General features: G+C 69.6%; 19 protein-coding genes, 1 other RNA gene and 1 pseudogene. 9 read left to right on the top strand and 12 right to left on the bottom strand.

The window, feature by feature from the left end:
- The coding region (locus V7026_RS07175) for an MBL fold metallo-hydrolase (RefSeq protein ID WP_334154697.1) at window positions 1-1,645 on the top strand (1,645 nt) is incomplete at its 5' end.
- Complete coding sequence (locus V7026_RS07170; RefSeq protein WP_334154695.1) at window positions 1,642-1,989, top strand: c-type cytochrome; 348 nt, start codon at window positions 1,642-1,644, stop codon at window positions 1,987-1,989. The genes V7026_RS07175 and V7026_RS07170, both read left to right, overlap by 4 nt.
- A gap of 27 nt (window positions 1,990-2,016) precedes the next feature.
- On the opposite strand, the gene rnpB is transcribed toward V7026_RS07170, so the two are convergent.
- Window positions 2,017-2,365: RNase P RNA component class A (gene rnpB, locus V7026_RS07165), an RNA gene on the bottom strand.
- Window positions 2,366-2,471: 106 nt separating this feature from the next.
- Between rnpB and V7026_RS07160 the strand changes: the two genes are divergently transcribed.
- The gene (locus V7026_RS07160; RefSeq protein WP_334154694.1) at window positions 2,472-4,334 is read left to right on the top strand and encodes an NAD(P)/FAD-dependent oxidoreductase; all 1,863 of its coding nucleotides are present in this window, start codon (window positions 2,472-2,474) and stop codon (window positions 4,332-4,334) included.
- 45 nt (window positions 4,335-4,379) lie between these two features.
- On the opposite strand, the gene htpX is transcribed toward V7026_RS07160, so the two are convergent.
- The 4 genes from htpX to pyrC all read right to left on the bottom strand — a co-directional run bounded on the left by htpX (window position 4,380) and on the right by pyrC (window position 7,890).
- Window positions 4,380-5,249 (bottom strand): protease HtpX, encoded by an 870-nt coding sequence (htpX, locus tag V7026_RS07155; protein WP_334154693.1) that lies wholly within the window; start codon window positions 5,247-5,249, stop codon window positions 4,380-4,382.
- Between the two features lie 97 nt (window positions 5,250-5,346).
- Window positions 5,347-6,216, bottom strand: a complete 870-nt coding sequence (locus tag V7026_RS07150; RefSeq protein ID WP_334154692.1) for an endonuclease/exonuclease/phosphatase family protein — start codon at window positions 6,214-6,216, stop codon at window positions 5,347-5,349.
- Between the two features lie 19 nt (window positions 6,217-6,235).
- Window positions 6,236-6,850, bottom strand: coding sequence for a DUF3025 domain-containing protein (locus V7026_RS07145; RefSeq protein ID WP_334154690.1), 615 nt, complete (start codon window positions 6,848-6,850; stop codon window positions 6,236-6,238).
- Window positions 6,847-7,890, bottom strand: a complete 1,044-nt coding sequence (gene pyrC, locus V7026_RS07140; protein WP_334154688.1) for a dihydroorotase — start codon at window positions 7,888-7,890, stop codon at window positions 6,847-6,849. Before pyrC ends, V7026_RS07145 begins: the two co-directional genes overlap by 4 nt.
- A 150-nt stretch (window positions 7,891-8,040) precedes the next feature.
- Here pyrC and V7026_RS07135 point away from each other — a divergent pair, with 150 nt between their 5' ends.
- The 5 genes from V7026_RS07135 (at window position 8,041) to V7026_RS07115 (ending at window position 11,298) form a co-directional block, all read left to right on the top strand.
- Complete coding sequence (locus V7026_RS07135) at window positions 8,041-8,547, top strand: YeeE/YedE thiosulfate transporter family protein (RefSeq protein ID WP_334154687.1); 507 nt, start codon at window positions 8,041-8,043, stop codon at window positions 8,545-8,547.
- A gap of 4 nt (window positions 8,548-8,551) precedes the next feature.
- Entirely contained in the window at window positions 8,552-9,202 is a 651-nt protein-coding gene (locus V7026_RS07130; protein ID WP_334154685.1) for a DUF6691 family protein, read from the top strand.
- A gap of 98 nt (window positions 9,203-9,300) precedes the next feature.
- On the top strand, window positions 9,301-9,549 hold the full coding sequence (locus tag V7026_RS07125; protein WP_334154683.1) for a hypothetical protein: 249 nt from the start codon (window positions 9,301-9,303) through the stop codon (window positions 9,547-9,549).
- A gap of 63 nt (window positions 9,550-9,612) precedes the next feature.
- Window positions 9,613-10,269 (top strand): DUF6969 family protein, encoded by a 657-nt coding sequence (locus V7026_RS07120; protein ID WP_334154681.1) that lies wholly within the window; start codon window positions 9,613-9,615, stop codon window positions 10,267-10,269.
- Between the two features lie 39 nt (window positions 10,270-10,308).
- Window positions 10,309-11,298: a sulfurtransferase gene (locus V7026_RS07115; RefSeq protein ID WP_334154679.1), complete on the top strand. Its 990-nt coding sequence runs from the start codon at window positions 10,309-10,311 to the stop codon at window positions 11,296-11,298.
- A 114-nt stretch (window positions 11,299-11,412) separates the two neighbouring features.
- Here the strand turns inward: V7026_RS07115 and V7026_RS07110 are convergent, their stop codons facing one another.
- From V7026_RS07110 to V7026_RS07085, 6 genes are all read right to left on the bottom strand, one after another.
- Entirely contained in the window at window positions 11,413-12,150 is a 738-nt protein-coding gene (locus V7026_RS07110) for an amino acid ABC transporter ATP-binding protein (protein ID WP_334154698.1), read from the bottom strand.
- 80 nt (window positions 12,151-12,230) lie between these two features.
- Window positions 12,231-12,899, bottom strand: coding sequence for an amino acid ABC transporter permease (locus tag V7026_RS07105; RefSeq protein ID WP_334154677.1), 669 nt, complete (start codon window positions 12,897-12,899; stop codon window positions 12,231-12,233).
- Window position 12,900: 1 nt separating this feature from the next.
- Window positions 12,901-13,656 (bottom strand): amino acid ABC transporter permease, encoded by a 756-nt coding sequence (locus V7026_RS07100; RefSeq protein ID WP_334154675.1) that lies wholly within the window; start codon window positions 13,654-13,656, stop codon window positions 12,901-12,903.
- 78 nt (window positions 13,657-13,734) lie between these two features.
- Complete coding sequence (locus V7026_RS07095) at window positions 13,735-14,637, bottom strand: amino acid ABC transporter substrate-binding protein (protein WP_334154673.1); 903 nt, start codon at window positions 14,635-14,637, stop codon at window positions 13,735-13,737.
- Window positions 14,638-14,734: 97 nt separating this feature from the next.
- Window positions 14,735-15,658, bottom strand: a complete 924-nt coding sequence (locus V7026_RS07090) for a LysR substrate-binding domain-containing protein (RefSeq protein WP_334154671.1) — start codon at window positions 15,656-15,658, stop codon at window positions 14,735-14,737.
- A gap of 30 nt (window positions 15,659-15,688) precedes the next feature.
- Window positions 15,689-17,557: an ABCB family ABC transporter ATP-binding protein/permease gene (locus V7026_RS07085; protein ID WP_334154669.1), complete on the bottom strand. Its 1,869-nt coding sequence runs from the start codon at window positions 17,555-17,557 to the stop codon at window positions 15,689-15,691.
- Window positions 17,558-17,574: 17 nt separating this feature from the next.
- Here V7026_RS07085 and V7026_RS07080 point away from each other — a divergent pair, with 17 nt between their 5' ends.
- Window positions 17,575-18,018 carry an acyl-CoA thioesterase gene (locus tag V7026_RS07080; RefSeq protein WP_334154667.1) on the top strand — a complete coding sequence of 148 codons (444 nt, stop codon included), beginning with the start codon at window positions 17,575-17,577 and terminating at the stop codon, window positions 18,016-18,018.
- 325 nt (window positions 18,019-18,343) lie between these two features.
- On the opposite strand, the pseudogene V7026_RS07075 reads toward V7026_RS07080, so the two are convergent.
- A pseudogene (locus V7026_RS07075) lies at window positions 18,344-19,343 on the bottom strand (AmpG family muropeptide MFS transporter); the annotation flags it as partial.

Genomic DNA, 19,343 nt, shown 5'->3' with positions numbered 1-19,343 from the left:
CCCCCCTGCCCCCGTGCGCCCGGCGGCGACCGTGCTGCTGGTGCGCGATGGCGACGCCGGCCTGGAGGTGCTGATGACCCGGCGGTCGGCGCGCGCCAGCTTCGCGCCTGGGGCGTACGTCTTTCCCGGCGGCGCCATCGATGAGGCGGACCGCGCCGCCGCGCACGATCCGGCGCTGTCCTGGCGACCGGACCAGGACGAAACCCTGCGCCCGGCCCTGCTGGCCGCCGTGCGCGAGAGCTTCGAGGAGTTGGGCGTGCTGCTGGCCCGCGACGCGCACGGCCGCTGGGTCGCCCCCGCCACCCTGGCCGGCCTGGACCGGCACGGCCCACTGCTGCCCCAGTGCCGGGCGCACGGTCTGACGCTGGCGCTGGACGCGTTGTGGTGGTTGGCGCGCTGGATCACGGACCGCGATCTGCCAAAGCGCTTCGACGTGCCCTTTTTCATCGCCCGCATGCCGCCGGATCAAACGCCGCAAGCCGACAACCGCGAGCAGTTCGAACCCGTCTGGGTGGCCCCGGGCGAGGCGCTGCGCCGGCATGCGGCCGGGGACTTTCCCATGGTCTACCCGACCGTGCGCACCCTGGAGCATCTGCAGCGCCACCCCGACAGCGCGGGCCTACTGGACGCCTGCGCGGCCCGCCAAGGCCCGCAATGGGTCAGTTGCCCCCGGGCGGGCTGGCTGCGCGGGCAGGAAGCCCGCTTCATGGAGCACGAGCCGCCCTTTGGCGAACTGGAGCTGACCTGCCCCGACGGGCAACTGGAACACCACCTGGACTGGCGGCACGACGCGCCGGTGGCCCTGACCCGCCATGTGCAGCGCCTGACCGCCCCCAACGCCGGGCCGATGACCGGCCCCGGCACCAACAGCTATCTGGTGGGCGAGACCGCCACCGGCCACATCGCCATCGACCCCGGGCCCGACGACGCCGATCACCTGCGGCGGCTGTTCGAGGCGGCGGGCGGCGACCTGCGCGCCATCGTCTGCACCCACTCGCACCCGGACCACTCGCCGGGCGCCTACCCATTGCAGGCGCTTTGCCGCGCTGCCGGCCGCCCCGCCCCGCCCGTGCTGGGCCTGCCCAGCGCGCCGACGGCGCGGGCGCACAGCCATTTCCGCCCCGAACGGCCGCTCGCAAACGGCGAACGGCTGGTGCTGTCCGCGGCCGATGGCGGCCATCGCCACACCCTGCGCGTGCTGCACACGCCCGGCCACGCTGCCAATCACCTCTGCCTGGTGCTGGAGGAGGACGGCCTGCTGTTCAGCGGCGACCACATCCTCAACGGCAGCACCACCGTCATCGACCCGCCCGACGGCGACATGGGTGCCTACCTGGCCTCGCTGCAGCGGCTGCGCGCGGCCTGCAACGAGCACGGCATCCGTTACATCCTGCCGGCACACGGCCATGTGCTGGGCGATGCCCCGCGCGCCATCGAACGGCTGCTGGCCCACCGGCTGCAGCGCGAGGCCAAGATCGCCCGCGTGCTGGCCGAACACCCCGGCGGCGATCTGGCTGTCTGGGTGCGCCACGCCTATGATGATGTGCCGCCGCACCTCTGGCCGGTGGCCCGGCGCTCGCTGCTGGCCCACCTGCAGCGCCTGGACCGTGCACGTTTCGATGCCTGGATGGGGGACCGACCGTGAACCCCCTACCGCTGCCCCGATCGCGGGGCAAGCTGTCGCGCTGGACACTCACCGGGCTCGCGGCCGGGCTGCTCGCCGCCACTGCGGGGGGCGAGGCTCGAGCCGACGCCGCCATGGCGCTCGACAAGGGCTGTCTGAGCTGCCATGGCTACCCGCCACGCGGCAAGGCGCCGACGATGGCGGCCCTGGCGCAACGCTATGCACCGCTGAGCGCCGCCGAGCTGGCCAAAAAAGCCGAGAAGCTGTGCGAGCACCGCCTGCTGGGCGGTATCACCGCGCACGAAGCGCTCACGCCCGAAGAATCGCTGCGGCTGGTGCGCTGGATCGCCGCCGGCGCACGCTGACCGCGCCGCCCGCAGCGCGCTCGTAAAGGGTGAAGTCCGCCGGTACGCCGGATTCTGTGCGCGGAGCCCGAGGGCCCCGCGTGACCGCCATTCCTCTGGGCCGCCGGTCACCCGGACGGCTCGGTGCCACCTACCCACCGACACGGCCCGCGGGACCACGGGTGGCCCCGGGCTTGCGCCCGGAGCCGGTCGGCCTACTTGGTGTTGCTGCGCGTAGAGATTGCCCGTTTCACCCGAACTGAATCGGCTCGTCTCTGTTGCTCTGATCCGCACCTCGCGGTGGAGAGGCGTTACCTCCTACGCTGCCCTGCGCAGTCCGGACGTTCCTCCAGCGCGCCCTTGCGGGCCTTGCGCCAGCGACGGTCTGGCAGACTTCACGGGCAGATTATCCCTGGTATTGACGTCGTGCGCTTGGCCCGCACCCCGGGTCTGCGTATCATCCGCGCCCATGCCCGATCACCACGGGCCCCAAGGACCGACGCATGATCCGCATTGCCGAACTGAAACTGCCGCTGCAGGCCCTGCCCGTCGAAACCCGTCGCGCGGCCGACGCCCCGGCCGAGACCGAGGCCGACCGCGCCCCGCCCCCGCACCCCATCGCCGCGCTACGGGCACTGGCCGCCCAGGCCCTGGATGTGCCCCCCGACGTGATTACCCGGCTGGAGGTGTTCAAACGCGCCTTCGACGCGCGGGGGGCGCAGATCCGCGCCGTCTTCATCGTGGACGTGGCCCTGGCCGATGCCGCCCAGGAAGCTGCTCTGCTGCAACGGTGGGCGTGGCATCCGCACGTCCAGCCCACGCCGGACATGTCGTGGCGGCCGCCCGCGCGGGCGGTGTCGGACGGGGTACCCACAGAGGGCGAACGGCCCGTTGTGGTGGGCTTTGGGCCGTGCGGCATTTTTGCCGCGCTGACGCTGGCCGAGATGGGGCTGCGCCCCCTGGTGCTGGAACGCGGCCGCCCAGTGCGCCGCCGCACGAAGGACACCTGGGGACTGTGGCGCAAAAAAGTGCTCACGCCCGAGTCGAACGTACAGTTCGGCGAAGGTGGTGCCGGACTGTTCTCGGATGGCAAGCTGTACAGCCAGATCAAGGACCCGCGGCACCTGGGGCGGCGAGTGATGCAGGCCTTCGTCGACGCGGGCGCACCGCCCGAGATCCTCTACGAGGCGCACCCGCACATCGGCACCTTCAAACTCGTCAAGGTGGTGGAGGCGCTGCGCAAGCGCATCACCGCGCTGGGCGGCGAAGTGCGCTTCGAGCACCAAGTGACGGACTTCGTGCTGGAGCGCACGGCGGACGGCCGGCTGGTGATGCAAGGACTGCAAGTGCGCGACCTGGCCAGCGGTCAGGAGGCCATCCTGAGAGCGCGCCGCGTGGTGCTGGCGCTGGGCCACAGCGCGCGCGACACCTTCGAGCAGCTCCACCGCCACGGCGTGTTCCTGGAGGCCAAGCCGTTTTCGATCGGCGTGCGCATCGAGCACCCGCAAAGCATCATCGACCGTGCACGCTGGGGCCGCCACGCCGGCCACCCGCTGCTCGGTGCGGCGGCGTACAAACTGGTGCACCACGCCCACAACGGCCGCGCCGTGTACAGCTTCTGCATGTGCCCGGGGGGCACAGTGGTGGCGGCCACCAGCGAGCCCGAGCGCGTCGTCACCAATGGCATGAGCCAATACTCGCGCGCCGAGCGCAACGCCAACGCCGGGCTGGTAGTGGGCATCGGCCCCGCGGATTTTCCGCAGCACGACGCAGCCGCCTGGCGCGCCGCCTTTGGCGACGACGCGGGCAGCCGCTACGCCACCGAAGCCGCCACGCTGGGGGCCCGCGGCAACACCCACCCGCTGGCAGGCGTGGTGCTGCAGCGGCAACTGGAGAGCGCCGCCTACCGCGCTGGGGGTGGCGGCTATCTGGCGCCGGGCCAGTTGGTGGGGGACTTTTTGGCCGCCCGGCCCTCCCGCGCCCTTGGGGAGGTGGTGCCGTCGTACAAACCGGGCATCACCCTGGGCGATCTGGCCACGGTGCTGCCCGCCTATGCGGTGCAAGCCATGCGCGAGGCGCTGCCCGTCTTCGGCCGGCAGATCCGTGGCTACGACCGCGCCGATGCCGTCATGACCGGGGTGGAAACCCGCACTTCGTCGCCGCTGCGCATCACCCGCGGGGCGGACTATCAAAGCCTCAACACCACCGGTCTGTACCCTGCGGGCGAAGGGGCCGGTTATGCGGGCGGCATTCTGTCGGCGGGGGTGGATGGCATCAAGGTGGCCGAGGCGCTGGGCTGCCACCTGCTGGGGGTGGAGCCGCCAGCGCCCGACCGGAACACCCGTCTGGCCATCACCTACGGCTGACGGCGGCGGGCGCCCGGTGCACTCGCCGCCGGGGCAGGACCGCGGTCAGGCCGCCTGCAGCGCAGCGATGCGCTCTTCGATCGGCGGGTGGGTGCTAAACAGCTTACCCAGCCCGCCGGTGATGCCCAGCGCCTGCATGCCCTGCGGCAAAGCCCCGGGCTGCAGCCCGCCCAGGCGCGCCAGCGCATTGATCATCGGCTGCTTGCGCCCCATCAAGGCAGCGGCACCGGCGTCGGCGCGGAACTCGCGCTGGCGGCTGAACCAGGCCACGATGATCGCGGCGAGGAAGCCCAGGATCACCTCCATCACGATGCTGGTGATCAGGTAGCCGATGCCGGGGCCGGACTGCTCGCTGTCGCCGCGGCGCAAAAAGCTATCCACCACGTAGCCGATCACACGACTCAGGAACACGACGAAGGTATTCATCACGCCCTGGATCAGCGTCATCGTCACCATGTCGCCGTTGGCGATGTGCGCAACCTCGTGGCCAATGACGGCCTCGACCTCTTCGCGCGTCATGTTCTGCAGCAAGCCGGTGGAGACCGCCACCAGCGCCGAGTTCTTGAACGCCCCCGTGGCGAAGGCGTTGGGCTCGCCCTCGTAAATGCCGACTTCCGGCATGCCGATGCCGGCCTTGTCGGCAAAGCGGCGCACGGTGTTGACGATCCACGCCTCGTCGGCGTTGCGCGGCTCGTTGATGATAACCAGCCCGGTCGTCCATTTGGCCATGGGCTTGCTCATCAGCAGCGAGATGAAGGCGCCACCAAACCCGATGACGAGTGAGAAAATCGCCAGTGCGGTCAGATTCAGGCCGTTGGCGCTGAGGAAGCGATCCACGCCCAGGATGCGGGTGGTGATCAACAGCACCGCCATCACGGCGAGGTTGGTCAAGACCAGCAGCAGGATGCGTTTCATGGAGTCTCCGTTGCAAGGTTGAGAGCGGTCGTGCCCCCCAACATGAGGCCGCGCCAGCACGGCTTCAAGGGGACGGCGGGTCAATGGTAGCAAGCCCTCAGAGTCGAGGCGATGCCGCGAGTTCCAGCACCAGCGGCTGGTGGTCCGATAGCCGGGTGTCGGCATCCAGCCGAAGGCCCCGCACAGCGGACGCAAGGCCCGGTGTGACGAAGATGAAGTCGCACGCGACGGGCGTTTCGCACGGTTCGTGCACGCGAAAGGTCGCGGGCCGCGGCCCCGGCCCGTGCACCAGGGTCCAGGCGTCCAGGAAGGCCGGGGACGCCCCCGCGGACGCCTCGACCAGGACGCGGTAAGCGTCGGCGTCGGGCGCGGTGTTGAAGTCGCCGCACAACACCGCCTCGCCCGCCCACACCCGGGCGTGGAAGGGGGTGTCCGCGGGCTCTGTGTCGGCGCGGGGCGGCGTCGCGGCGACTGCGGCCGCCTCCTGCTGCCACGCGGCCAGCGCGCGGGCCTGGGCCAGGCGCTGCGTGGCGGAGTAGTACGCCAAATGCGTGCAACCGACGCGCAACGGCCCCCAGGGGGCCTGCACGGTCAGCGCGGCCAGCACGCGCGGCATGGACGGCACCGCAGGATCGGGAGGATACGGCAGCGCCTGATGGCGCACCTGCCACACCGGCACGCGCGCAGCGATCAGGTTGCCCAAGCGCTGGCGCGTGGCGCGACCCGGCCGCCAGTCGTCCATCGCCGGCGCAAAAAACACCTCGTACCCGGGCAGGGCCGCGGCCAGCGCCGCGACCTGGTCTGCCTCCCCTGCGCCGGCCAGGCCGCCAAAGTGCTGCGCCACCTCCTGCAGGCAGATCACCTCGGGGTCGCCGCCCCACTCCCGCGCATGGGCCAGCACCCGCGCGACGTCCACGCAGCCGTCCATGCCGCGAAACCACTGCACATTCCAGGTCAGGATGCGCATGCGTGCCTCCGTGTCGCCCTCACGGCGTTGCCAATGCCCCGACCGCCCCGGCCCCGCTGGACATGGGCGCGCACAGCACATGCGCCGTCAAGGCCTTGTGCGGCCGTTGCAACTGTTCCAGCAGCGCATGGCCGAACAACACCAACGCCGCCTCGCGCCACCGAGCGCGCTGCGTGACGAACAGCGCGCACCAATCGCGTGCCCGCAAGGCCGCCCACAAGGCGGGCGGCGCATACAGCAGGGCCCCGTTTTCGTCGAAGACGGTCAGGGCGTCGCGCACTGGGCCGCGGCGCCCCCCAGTGCCCAGCCGCGCAATCTCGGCCGCCTGCAGCCGGTTCAGCCGCGCCTTGGTGGCCGGAAAGCGCCACCACACCAGCCCGTTGAACGCGTCGTGGGCATTGTCGCGTGTGGGCACCTGCCCGGTGCGGTGGATGAAGGCCTCGTAGGCCTCGCCGGGCGGCAGCTGCTCGTGGGGCACGAAGGTTGGTACGGCCAACGCAGCACCATGCCGCTGGCGCAGACGCTCCAGCCGTTGCGCGGTGCGCGCATCGGACGGTGCGGCGTCCAGCCACGCCAGCGAGGCGGCATAAGGCCGCAGCCACGGTGCATCCGCGCCAGCGCCCCGCACCCTCACCCCACCAGCCGCCAGCGCAGCGTCTCGCCGGCGGGCAGCGGCTTGACCTCCGTGTCACCGAAGCGGTAGCGTTCGGGCACCGTCCACGCCTCGCGCTTGAGCGTCACGCGCTCGGTGTTGCGCGGCAGGCCGTAGAAGTCCGGTCCGTGCAGGCTGGCAAAGCCCTCCAGCTTGTCCAGCGCGCCGCCGGCCTCGAACGCCTCGGCGTACAGCTCCAGCGCCGCCGGCGCGGTGTAGCAGCCGGCGCAGCCGCAGGCATGCTCTTTGAACTGCACCGCGTGCGGCGCGCTGTCGGTGCCGAGGAAAAAGCGCGGGTTGGCGCTGGTGGCGGCCGCCACCAGCGCCTGGCGGTGCACCTCGCGCTTGAGCACCGGCAGGCAGTAATGGTGCGGCCGGATGCCGCCCGCAAACAGCGCGTTGCGGTTGTAGAGCAGGTGGTGCGCGGTGATGGTGGCCGCCAGGTTTGGACCGGCCTCGGCGACGTACTGCGCCGCCTCCTTGGTGGTGATGTGCTCCAGCACGATTTTCAGCCCAGGAAAGTCGCGCCGAAGCGGCTCCAGTACCCGCTCGATGAACACCGCCTCGCGGTCGAAGATGTCGATCTCGCCGTCGGTGACCTCGCCGTGCACCAGCAGCAGCAGCCCCGCGCGCTGCAGCGCCTCCAGCGTCCGGAACGTGCGGCGGACGTCGGTGACGCCGGCGTCGCTGTGGGTGGTGGCGCCGGCCGGGTAGAGCTTGACCGCCACCACGCCGGCCTCGCGCGCACGCTCGATCTCCTGCGGCGGCAGGTCGTCGGTCAGGTACAGCGTCATCAGCGGCTCGAACGCCACGTCGGCTGGCCGCGCCGCCAGGATGCGCTCGCGGTAGGCTGCCGCCAGCGCTGCGGTGGTCACCGGCGGCTTGAGGTTGGGCATGACGATGGCGCGCGCGAACTGCGCCGCCGTGTGCGGCACGGTGGTGGCCAGCGCCGCGCCGTCGCGCAGGTGCACGTGCCAGTCGTCAGGACGGATCAGGGTCAGGGTGTCGGGGGCGTGACTCATCGGGCGGAATTGTCGCAGAGCGGCGCCGACGCCGGAACTGCGCCGTGCGCCGCGGTGGCCGGGCCGACGGGTTAGGCCCGTTGCGCTCGCGGCCGTCGTTGCCTATACTCTGCAGGGTACGGTTCATTGACCTTGCTCGCGAGCGCCATCATGACGACGACCCCAAAACCCTTCTGGAACCCGTGGCTGGCGGGCGTAGCGCTGGGCGTCACGCTGCTGGCCACCTTCGTGCTCACCGGGCACGGGCTGGGCGCCACCGGCTTCACCACGCGGCTGAGCGCCTGGCTGGGTCTGCAGGTCGCCCCCGAATCCATCCAGGCCAACGCCTACCTGGGCGCAATGGCGAGGCCCGACATCCTGGACGGCTGGATCACCTGGCAGGTGATCGGCGTATTCGCCGGCGCGCTGCTGGCGGCCTTTCTCGCCGGGCGGCTGCGCGTGCAGCTCGACGGCGCCACGCGCGTCGGCACCGGCAAGCGCATCGCCACTGCGCTGATCGGCGGGCTGCTGGCGGGTTTTGGCGCCCGCATCGCCGCCGGCTGCACCAGCGGGCTGGGCCTGTCCGGCGCGGCCACGCTGTCGATCGCCGCGTTCGTCTTCCTCGGCGCGTTCTTCGTCACCGGGCTGATCGTCAGTCGGCTCGTCAAGGGGGTCTGACGCCATGTTCCCGCTGCAAGAAACCCTGTGGTCGGCGCTGCTGGTCGGCGTGGCGTTCGGCTTCATCCTGGAAAACGCCGGCTTCGGCAGCCCGTGCAAGCTGACCGGCCAGTTCTCGCTGCGCGACTGGTCGGTGCTGAAAGTGATGTTCACCGCCATCGTGGTGGCTGCGGTCGGGCTGCAGCTGCTTGGCTTGGCAGGCGTGCTCGACTTGGACGCGGTGTTCGTGCCGACGTCGCTGATGATGGCCTCGGCGGTCGGCGGCGTGCTGGTCGGCGCCGGCTTTGCGATCGGCGGCTACTGCCCCGGCACCTCGGTGGTCGGGGTGGCCTCAGGCCGGCTGGACGCGCTGGTGTTCTTCGCCGGGCTGGTCGTCGGCACGTTCGCCTTCGCCGGCCTGTACGGCCCGGCGATCGAGGCAATCATGGCCATGGCCGAGGTCGAGTCGGGCGACACGCTGCACGACGCCTGGGGCATCTCGCCGTGGTGGATCATCGGCGCGATGGCCGCCGCCTTGGTCGGCGTGTACCACCTCGGCCACTGGTTCGAGCAGCGTCTGGGCGGCCCGATCGAGGCGCAGGAGGCCATGCTCGGCGAGGCCGGCTGCGGCGCGCGCGGCTGTGGCAGCGCCACGCAGGCACACCCGGCCAGCTGAACGCGCGGATGCCTCTTTCCCACGTGCCAGGGCCGCCTACTCCTCTGCGCGGCCCGGCGCCCACACCCAATTTTGACGTCACCGACAAGCGAAAGATCATGAAGAGCCGCAAGCAACCCCTGACCCAGACCCTGACCGCGCTGCTGGTGGCCTCCAGCCTGGTGGCCCCGGCCGCGATGGCGCAGCAGGCGCCCAAGGCCGACGGCAAGCCGGCCGCCAGCGCCGCTGGCAACCCGTGCGCCCCGGGCAACCCGTGCGCGCCCGGCGCCGAAAAGAAGAAAAAGAAAAAGCGCGCCGAGGGGGACAACCCCTGCGCCCCGGCCAACCCGTGCGCGCCGAAGCGCTGATCGCCGCGGCCGCTGTGGCCATGCTTGCCGTGCCCGAGCGCGAGCCTGCCCGCTGAACGCCCGATGCGCCCCGCCGCCTCCCTCTCGAGCAAACCGGCCGACCTCGCCGGTTGGGCCGAGGTGGCGCTGCGCGTGCCGCTGGCCTATGCGCAGCGCGGCGTGTCGCTGGCGCAGGCGGCGCTGGCCGGTGCGCGCCGCTTCGAGGAGCTGCGCCACTATCCGGCGCGCGACGTCGTCGATGCGGCGCACGGCACGCGCTTTTACTATCACGCGCACGGTGGCGCGCAGCGCTGGGGTACCGATGCCACGCCGGAGCACGGCCACTTCCACTTGTTCTGGGACGGGCCCGAGCCCGGCGCGCATGTGCACCTGGTGGCGCTGGCGCTGGATGCGCGCGGCCAGCCGCTGCGCTGGTTCACCACCAACCGCTGGGTCACGGCGGGGAGCTGGGCACCGGCGGCAGAGCTGATCGCGCGCCTGCCCGCGTTTCGCCTCGCCATCCGCGGCGGGCGGCTGGCGCCGCTGGCGCGCTGGCTGACCGCGATGGTGCAGCTGTTCGCCGACGAGCTGGCGGCGCTGCTGCGCGCGCGCGACGCAGCGCTCGAGCCCCATTTGCGCCAGCGCCCGGTGCAGCAGGTGGGGGAAGACCGCGCGCTGGAGGTGCTCAGCGTCGCCGACGCCGCGCTGGCGCCGCGGCTGCGGCGGCTGGGCCTGGTCTGACCGATTTTTGCCCCCAAGGAGAGCCAAGGAGAGACGACGATGAAAACCCTTCGACGCATCGCAGTGGCGCTCGGCGCGGCCGCGCTGGCCGCCAGCGCCTGGGCCCAGGGCGTGCTGCCCGGCCCCGTGGTCAGCACGCAGTGGCTGGCCGACAACCTCGACAAGGTCCAGGTGATCGAAATCCGCAACGACGCCAAGAGCTTCACGCGCGAGCCGGAGTTCGAAACCACCAAGGACGGCAAGAAGGTGCTGGACGAGTTCGGCGGCCACATCCCCGGCTCGCGCCTGTTCCTGGCCAAGGAGCTGCGCACCCAGCGCGAGATCGCCGGCAACAAGGTCAGCTACATGATGCCGGACCGTGCCACCTTCGAAAAGGTGGTGCAGACCGTTGGGGTGCTGGCCGACAAGCCGATCGTGCTGGTGCCGGAGGGGCAGAAGATCTCCGACTTCAACGACGCGGCGCGGCTGCACATTTTGTTGAAGACCTACGCCGACACGCCGGTGGCGCTGCTGGACGGCGGCATGGTGGCCTGGCTGCTGGAGGGCCGCCCGTGGAGCAAGGACGCCCCCGCACCGCTGACCACCACTTGGAAGGCTACCGCCGACCGCTTTGCCCGCATGGTGGCCGACTCGCCGGACGTGGCCGCGGCGATGGAGAAAAAGGACGTGCAGCTGGTCGACACCCGCTCGACGTCGATGTACCTGGGCGTCTTCAAGCGTGATTACGTCTACGCCTACGGCCACATCCCCGGCGCGCGCAACGTGCCGCTGGAGACGCTGTTCGTCACGCGCGGCGGCGCGATCCGGCTGCTCAAGCCGGAGACCTACCGTGCGGTGTTCCAGTCGCTGGGCGTCGATCCGTCCAAGCCGCTGATCACCTACTGCAACAGCGGCAACGACTCCTCGTTGCCGTGGTTCATCGCCTACGAGATCCTCGGCAACGCCCAGGCGCGCAATTTCGACGGCTCGCTGCACCAGTGGACGCTGGAGAAGCGCGCGATGAACGCCCCGGTGCCGGCGGCGATGTGACGGCATGCCCGGGCGGTGTCGGGTGCCGCCCGAGCACCGACGTGAAACGAGGGCTCCCCGCGGGGAGCCCTTTTGCATGGGCGGCTCGCCCCGCCCGGTGAACCATCACGGCTTTCAGTGCGAAAGGATCTTGTCGAGGAAATCCTTGGTGCGCGGCTGGCGCGCCTGCGGGTTGCCGAAGAACTCCTCCTTCGGGCAGTCTTCCAGGATCTTGCCGCCAACGTCCATGAAGATGACGCGGTCGCTGACCTTGCGCGCAAAGCCCATCTCGTGCGTGACGACCATCATCGTCATGCCTTCCTGCGCCAGACCGATCATCACGTCCAGCACCTCGCCGACCATCTCCGGGTCCAGCGCCGAGGTCGGCTCGTCGAACAGCATCACGATCGGGTCCATCGACAGCGCGCGCGCGATCGCCACGCGCTGCTGCTGACCGCCGGAAAGCTGCCCCGGATACTTGTCCTTGTGCGCGATCAGGCCCACGCGCTCCAGGTACTTCAGCCCGTGCTTCTTGGCGTCCTCGGGGTTGCGGCCCAGCACCTTGACCTGCGCCAGCGTGAGGTTTTCGGTCACCGTCAGGTGCGGAAACAGCTCGAAATGCTGGAACACCATGCCGACGTGGCTGCGCAACTTCGGCAGGTTGGTCTTGGGGTCGTGCACCGGCTGGCCATTGACCCAGATCTCGCCCTTCTGGATCGGCTCCAACGCGTTGATGGTCTTGATCAGCGTCGATTTGCCGGAGCCCGACGGCCCGCAGACCACCACCACCTCGCCCTTGCGGATCGCGGTGGAGCAGTCGTTGAGCACCTGCACGGCGCCGTACCACTTGGACACGTTCTTCAGTTCGATCATCGGTCGTTCCATGACGACTCCTCAGCGTTCGGGTGGGGACCGCATGGGCCACGGTGTCGGCCGCCCTGCGGTCCCGGGGTTCAACGGATGATGGCGATACGGGTCTGCAGGCGCTTGACCAGCGCCGACAAGCCGTAGCAGATGGCGAAGTACACCACCGCCGCCGCCAGATAAGCCTCGATGGGACGGCCGTAGTTCTTGCCCGCGACCTCGAAGCCCTTGAGCATGTCGTAGGCCCCGATCGCGTACACCAGCGAGGTGTCCTGAAACAGGATGATGGTCTGCGTCAGAAACACCGGCAGCATGTTGCGAAACGCCTGCGGCAGGATCACGAAGCGCATGTTCTGCCCATAGGTCAGCCCCAGCGCCTGGCCGGCGTAGACCTGTCCGCGCGGGATGGACTGGATGCCGGCGCGCACGATCTCGCTGAAGTAGGCCGCCTCGAACGCGATGAAGGTGATGATCGCCGACAGCTCCGCGCCGATCGGCCGGCCGATGACGAACGGCACCAGCAGGAAGAACCACAGAATCACCATCACCAGCGGGATGCTGCGCATGCCGTTGACGTAGATGGTGGCGGGCAGCTCCAGCCATCGGCGGCCGGACAGCCGCATGAGCGCCAGCACCGTACCGAACGCGACGCCGCCCAGGGTGGCCACCACCGTCAGCAGAAGGCTGAACTGCAGCCCCTTGAGCACGAAGCTGCTGATGACGTCCCAGCGGTAGAAGGACCAGTCGAGGTTGAGCATCTCAGTGTCCCCCCGCCGCGCCGCTGGCGATGAAGCCCGGCACGCGCACGCGCCGCTCGATGAAGGCCATCAGCCGGTTGATCGCAAATGCCGAAACGATGTACAGCCCCGTGACCGCCAGATAGATCTCGATGCCGCGCGCGGTCTCCTCCTGCGCCTGCATGGCAAACATCGTCAGCTCTGCCACCGACACGGCAAACGCTACCGACGAGTTTTTGAAGATGTTCATCGCCTCGCTCGTCAGCGGCGGGATGATGATGCGAAACGCCATCGGCAGCAGCACATACCGGTAGGCCTGTGCGGTGGTCAGCCCAAGCGCCAGCGCGGCGTAGCGCTGGCCGCGCGGCAGAGCCTGGATACCGGACTTGACCTGCTCGGCAATCCGCGCCGAGGTGAACAGGCCCAGCGCAATCACCACCAGCACGAAGCCGGGCACACCCTTGAGCGCCGGCACCAGCGCCGGAATGACGTGGTACCACAAAAATATCTGTACCAGCAGCGGAATGTTGCGAAACAGCTCGACCCAGGCGTTTCCCAGGCGCACGACCCAGGGGCTGGCGGGCAACGTGCGCAGGGTGCCGATCACGCTGCCCGCCAGCAGCGCCAGCACCAGGGCCAACAGCGACACCGACACCGTCCAGCCCCAGGCGGACAGCATCCAGTCGAGGTAAGTGATGTCACCGCCCTGCCCAAAGCAGCGCGGCTGGACGTCGCGGGTGATGGTGTCCTCGCAGAACACCTGCCAGTCCCATTGCATGCGATGTGCTCCCGTACCAAAACAAAAGACCCCGAGGCGCCGGACGCGCCCGGGGTTCAGCAGCGTCTTGGGGACCGCTTACTTGGCCGCGTAGGCCTCCATCGGTCGGTCGTTCGGGCTGGCGATGGCGGCCTTGAGGGCCTCGCTCATCGGCATGCTCATGCGCACATTGCTCGGCGGCGTCGGCTGCATGAACCACTTGTCGTAAATCTTGGCCAGCTCGCCGGACTTCATCATCGCGATGATGGAGTCGTCCACCGCCTTCTTTAAGGCGGGGTCGTCCTTGCGGAACATGATGGCGATCGGCTCGACGCTGAGCACCTCGCCGACGATCTTGAAGTCGGACGGGTTCTTGGAACGCGCGATCAGGCCGGCCAGCAGCGAGCCGTCCATCACGAAGGCATCCGCCCGGCCCGACTCCAGCAGCAGGAAGCTGTCGGCGTGGTCCTTGCCGAACACCTCCTTGAAGTCCACGCCGCCGGCGCGCTCGTGGCGGCGCAAGGTCTGCACCGACGTCGTGCCGGTGGTGGTGGCGACGTTCTTGCCGTTGAGATCCTTGATCGAGTTGATGCCCGAGTTGGCCTTGACCGCGATGCGCACCTCCTCGACGAAGGTGGTGACGGCAAACGCCACGTCACGCTGGCGCGCCTGGTTGTTGGTGGTGGAGCCGCACTCGATGTCCACGGTGCCGTTCTGCACCAACGGGATGCGGTTCTGCGAGGTGACCGGCTGGTACTTGATGTCCAGCTTGGCCAGGCCGAGCTGCTTTTGGATGTCGCCCAGCACGCGCTGGCAGATTTCGACGTGATAGCCCGTGTACTTGCCATCGCCCAGCGTGTAAGACAGCACGCCCGACGATTCGCGCACCCCCATGGTGACCGAGCCGGTGGACTTGATCTTGGCCAGGGTGTCGTTGGCCTGGGCGTGGGCGGCGGTAGCCGCCAGGGCCGTCAGGGCCAGTGCCAGCAGTTGCTTTTTCATGCAGCAATCCTCTCCATTGGGATGAACGATAACGCGAATCTTACAAGCATCCGCCATGCCAGGCCCGGGAAAAAACCCGCGCCACGCGCGCCGGCGGTCAGGGGGGCGCACCGCCCAGGCGTTGCACATCCTCCCAAAACCGCTGGGCGGCAGCCTTGGGGCGACCGCCGCGCGCGCGGTACAGGCGGATGTCCAGCTCGCCTTGCCAAGTGCCCGCCCGCGGCGCGGCGGGCACCAGTCGGCCGTCGGCCAACGCCGGCTGGACCGCACTGGTCGGCAAAAAGGCGACTCCGTGCCCCTCGATGGCCATGGCCTTGAGGCTCTCGGCCATGTCGGTCTCGTACACCCGGTCCAGGTAGGCCGGCTCGGCGGACTGGCGCAGCACCCAGTCCACCACCCGCCCCAAATACGCGCCCGTGGCGTAGGCCAGGTACGGCACCGGTGCACGGGCTGCACCAGGCAGGCGCATCAGCGGCCGCCCATCGGGGCCGGGCCGGCTGAAGGGGGCCAGAACCTCGCGCCCCAGAGGCAGCATCTCGTAGCGCGCGGCGTCCAGCTCGATCGGCTGCGATGCGTGGTGATACGCCAGCAGCAGATCGCACCCGCCTTCGGTCAGCCGCATCACCGCGTCGTGCACATTCAGCGCCACCAACCGCGTCTTGATCGGCCCGAGCTCTGCCCGCAGCCGCGAAAGCCACGCCGGCACGAAGGTGAACGCCAGCGTGTGCGGCACGGCAAACTCGATCGTATCCTTGGCCACCGCTGTGTGCTGGCGCAGCAGCGCGCGCGTGGTCTGCAGCGTGTGCAGGATTTCGATCGCCTGGGCGTACAGCGTCTGGCCGGCCTCGGTCAAGCGCGTGGGGTACGAGGAGCGGTCCACCAGGTCCACCCCGGCCCACGCTTCCAGCGACTGGATGCGGCGCGAGAACGCCGGCTGCGTGACGTGGCGCAACTGCGCCGAGCGGCTGAAGCTGCGCGTCTCGGCCAGGCTGACGAAATCTTCGAGCCACTTGGTCTCCATGCCTTCCTCCCTGAACCCCAACCAGCCCGATCAGGCGCCGTCGGCACCGCTTTGCTGCAACGCCCACATCTGGGCATACCACCCCCCTTGCGCCAGCAAATCGGCGTGGCGGCCGCGCTCGACGATGCGGCCGTGCTCCAGCACCACGATCTCGTGCGCATCGACCACGGTGGACAGCCGGTGGGCGATGACCAGCGTCGTGCGATCGCGCGCCAGCCGGCGCAGCTCCGCCTGGATGGCGCGTTCATTGGCCGAATCCAGGGCGGAGGTGGCCTCGTCCAGGATCAGGATGGGGGGGTTTTTGAGCAGGGTGCGCGCAATGGCGACGCGCTGCTTTTCGCCGCCCGAGAGCTTGAGGCCGCGCTCACCCACCACGGTCTGCCAGCCCTGGGGCAGGCGCTCGATGAAGTCGAGGATGTGGGCCGCCCGCGCCGCCTCGCGGACCTCGTCGGCCGTCGCGTCGGGGCGCCCGTAGCGGATGTTGTATTCGATGGTGTCGTTGAACAACACCGTGTCCTGCGGCACGATGCCGATGGCACGGCGCAGACTGGCCTGGGTGACGTGGCGCACATCGTGGCCGTCCGCGGTGATACGCCCCGCCGCCGCGCGCGCCGCGTCGTCGTCGCCCGGCCGGCCGACGTCGTAGAAGCGGTACAACAACCGCGCCAGCGTCGATTTGCCCGACCCCGAGGGGCCGACCACCGCCACCGTGCACCCCGCCGGAATGACCACATCCACGCCGTGCAGGATGTCACGCTCGCGCTCATAACCAAAGCGCACCGCCTCGAAGCGCACCTGCGGCGCGCGCGCCACGGCCAGTTCGCGCGCACCGGGGGCATCGCGCACCTCGCACTCCCGCTCCAGCAGGTCGAACATCCGCCCCAAATCGGTCAGGCCTTGGCGAATCTCGCGGTACAGCACCCCCAGAAAGTTCAGCGGCAGGTACAGCTGGATCATGAAGGCATTGATCATGACCAGATCGCCCAGCGTCATGCGCCCTTCGGTCACCGCGACGGTGGCGCGCCACAGTATGGCCACGAGGGCCACGACGATGATGAGCTGCTGGCCAGCGTTGAGCAGCGACAGCGAGGCCTGCGTGCGCACCCGCGCGCGGCGCAGGCGATCCAGGCTGTCGGCGTAGCGGCGCGCCTCCCAGGCCTCGTTGTCGAAGTATTTGACCGTTTCGTAATTGAGCAGCGCATCGATCGCCCGGGTCTGGCTGGCCGACTCCAGCTCGTTCATCTGGCGCCGGATGCCGGTGCGCCACTGGGTCACCTTGACCGTGAACGCCACATACGCCACCAGCGCCAGCCCCGTGGTCCAGACGTACCACGCCTCGAACCGGGTGCCCAGCAACGCCAGCACGAGCGCCACCTCGATCAGTGTGGGCAGCACGCTGTAGAGGGAATACGAGATCAGCGACTGCGCCGCGCGCGTGCCACGCTCGATGTCGCGGGTCAGCCCCCCGGTCTGGCGCTCCAAGTGAAAGCGCAGGCTTAGCGCATGCAAATGCGAAAACACCTGCAGCGCGATGGCGCGGGTGGCACCCTCGGTAGCCTCGAGGAACACCAGCTCGCGCAGCTCGGCAAACAACGTCGCGCACAGCCGGAGCGCGCCATACGCCAGCAGCAGCCCCACCGGCACCACGAGCAGCCCCGTTGCCTGCGTGGACAAGCCCGGCAGCGGCGTGAGGGCATCCACCAGCTCTTTGAGCAACAGTGGCACGCCCACCGTGGCCAGCTTCGCCCCCACCAACAGGACCAGGGCCGCGGCCACGCGCCAGCGGTATTTCCACAAATACGGCAACAGGCGGCGCAGCGTCTGGCCGTCGCTGCGCGCTGGCGCGGCCGCCGCGGGCGAGGGTCGCGGCGCGGCGCTGGCCATGGCACGCTCACGCATGATCGACAATCGGGTTCATGACAGACGCCATCGTACCCTCAAGCACGAACACCCCGCCCGCCGCCGACACCGCGTTGCCTCAAGACAAGGAGCTGGTTTTGCGGGTCATCCCCATGCCCGCCGATGTCAACGCCAACGGCGATATTTTTGGCGGCTGGGTCATGGCCCAGGTAGACCTGGCGGGGTCGGTCATCCCGGCACGGCACATGGGCGGGCGCTTTGCCACCGTCGCCGTCAATCAATTTTTGTTCAAGCAGCCGGTCAAGGTCGGGGATTTGCTCAGCTTCTACGGCACCATCGTGCGCATCGGCAACACCTCGATCACGGTGCAGGTGGAGGTGTGGGCCGAGCGCCAACGCCCCCACTACCAATGCGTGAAGGTGACCGAAGCGACACTGACCTACGTGGCCATCGACGAGCAGGGCCGACCGCGGCCGGTGCCCCGTCCGGCGCCGGCCTAAGTGCACGGGCGCCGCAACCGGCGCCACCGAACCCGACAGAAAAAAGCCGCCGGGGTTGAGGCGCGGCGGCCAAAGTCCGTCACAGGACGTCGTTGGGATTCGGTGGACGGCCGCAGATGAGCAACGAACCACCGCGTCTGGCACACGGCGGGGGTTGCCGACACGCCCCGGCCAATACCGGGGCCGTGTCGGGCCCCTGGCATTGGCACCGATGAGTGTTGTTGTGTGGGGCCAAGGCGCGTGGGCGTGTGACAGCGTCCGAGTCCAATTGTGCGCGCAAAAAGCGTCGCCTCGCCTCCCCTGTTTGGGGGAGGCGAGGCCCCATTCAGCGCGCGTCGGGCGCCTGTGGCGCGTGCGCCAGGCGCCGCCCGGCCCACGTCACGAGCAGCAGCACAGGCGCCCCCAGCACCGTGGTCAGCACGAAGAACCCGGGGTAGCCCAACGCATCGACCATGCCACCCGAGTAGCCCCCCAGGGCCTTGGGGAGCAGGGTCATGAGCGAGCTGAAGATGGCGTACTGCACCGCCGTGAAGCGCACCTGCGTCAGGCTGGACAAAAACGCGACGAAGGCCGCGCTGGCAAAGCCCGCGGCCAGGTTGTCCGCCGCCACCACCGCGTACAGGAAGGGCCGCTGCGGCCCGGCCAGCGCCAGCGCGACGAACCCCAGGTTGGTCAGGGCCGACAGCACCGCCCCCCACCACAGCGAGCGCATCACCCCCAAGCGCGTCGCCAGAATGCCGCCCAAGAACCCCCCAGCGATGCTGACGATGACCCCAAAAGTCTTGACCGCTGTCGCAATGTCCGGCTTGGAAAACCCCAGGTCTTGGTAGAAGACGTTCGAAATCACCCCCAACACGATGTCTGAGATGCGGTACAGGCCAATGACCGCGAGCAGCAGCGCGGCATCCGCCCAGCCGTGGCGCACAAAAAACGCCCGCACCGGCTCCACCCACGTCTGCCGCGCGGCCATCCGGCTGGCCACCCCCGCGCGCACCAGCAGCGCGCCCGTAGCAAAGGCCGCCCCAAGCGCCGCAGCCAGGCGCATGGCCTCCCACCCCAGCGTCGGCGACGGCCTCAGCGCCCCCACGCCCAACGCGGCGCCAGCCGTCCCCAGGGACCAGAACACCCCGACGAACGCCGCGACCGCCAGCGCAAACACCGCCAGCAAGCGGGCGTGCTCGCCGGCGGGGGCAGGTGCCTCGGCGGCGGGAAGGCGGGGCTCCGGCACCAGCGCCGTGGTCACCAGGCCCGTCACCATGGCCAGCGCCGCCACCGCATAGGCCCCCGCCCACGCGCCATAGTCGTACCCCCCTTTGGTCGAGCCC

This window comes from Tepidimonas sp. (genome assembly GCF_036825565.1).
Lineage (GTDB): Bacteria > Pseudomonadota > Gammaproteobacteria > Burkholderiales > Burkholderiaceae_C > Tepidimonas.
The sequence above is the reverse complement of the archived record's forward strand: the minus strand, read 5'-3'. Positions and strand labels throughout refer to the sequence as shown.

What these genes read in the sequence shown, in the direction of transcription:
- V7026_RS07090 (WP_334154671.1), bottom strand. Translation starts at nt 15,658, where the DNA reads ATGGAGACCAAGTGGCTCGAAGATTTCGTCAGCCTGGCCGAGACGCGC.
- V7026_RS07120 (WP_334154681.1), top strand. Translation starts at nt 9,613, where the DNA reads ATGCGCCCCGCCGCCTCCCTCTCGAGCAAACCGGCCGACCTCGCCGGT.
- V7026_RS07105 (WP_334154677.1), bottom strand. Translation starts at nt 12,899, where the DNA reads ATGCTCAACCTCGACTGGTCCTTCTACCGCTGGGACGTCATCAGCAGC.
- V7026_RS07115 (WP_334154679.1), top strand. Translation starts at nt 10,309, where the DNA reads ATGAAAACCCTTCGACGCATCGCAGTGGCGCTCGGCGCGGCCGCGCTG.
- V7026_RS07085 (WP_334154669.1), bottom strand. Translation starts at nt 17,557, where the DNA reads ATGCGTGAGCGTGCCATGGCCAGCGCCGCGCCGCGACCCTCGCCCGCG.
- V7026_RS07110 (WP_334154698.1), bottom strand. Translation starts at nt 12,150, where the DNA reads ATGATCGAACTGAAGAACGTGTCCAAGTGGTACGGCGCCGTGCAGGTG.
- V7026_RS07130 (WP_334154685.1), top strand. Translation starts at nt 8,552, where the DNA reads ATGTTCCCGCTGCAAGAAACCCTGTGGTCGGCGCTGCTGGTCGGCGTG.
- V7026_RS07135 (WP_334154687.1), top strand. Translation starts at nt 8,041, where the DNA reads ATGACGACGACCCCAAAACCCTTCTGGAACCCGTGGCTGGCGGGCGTA.
- pyrC (WP_334154688.1), bottom strand. Translation starts at nt 7,890, where the DNA reads ATGAGTCACGCCCCCGACACCCTGACCCTGATCCGTCCTGACGACTGG.
- V7026_RS07100 (WP_334154675.1), bottom strand. Translation starts at nt 13,656, where the DNA reads ATGCAATGGGACTGGCAGGTGTTCTGCGAGGACACCATCACCCGCGAC.
- V7026_RS07080 (WP_334154667.1), top strand. Translation starts at nt 17,575, where the DNA reads ATGACAGACGCCATCGTACCCTCAAGCACGAACACCCCGCCCGCCGCC.
- V7026_RS07095 (WP_334154673.1), bottom strand. Translation starts at nt 14,637, where the DNA reads ATGAAAAAGCAACTGCTGGCACTGGCCCTGACGGCCCTGGCGGCTACC.
- htpX (WP_334154693.1), bottom strand. Translation starts at nt 5,249, where the DNA reads ATGAAACGCATCCTGCTGCTGGTCTTGACCAACCTCGCCGTGATGGCG.
- V7026_RS07125 (WP_334154683.1), top strand. Translation starts at nt 9,301, where the DNA reads ATGAAGAGCCGCAAGCAACCCCTGACCCAGACCCTGACCGCGCTGCTG.
- V7026_RS07150 (WP_334154692.1), bottom strand. Translation starts at nt 6,216, where the DNA reads ATGCGCATCCTGACCTGGAATGTGCAGTGGTTTCGCGGCATGGACGGC.
- V7026_RS07160 (WP_334154694.1), top strand. Translation starts at nt 2,472, where the DNA reads ATGATCCGCATTGCCGAACTGAAACTGCCGCTGCAGGCCCTGCCCGTC.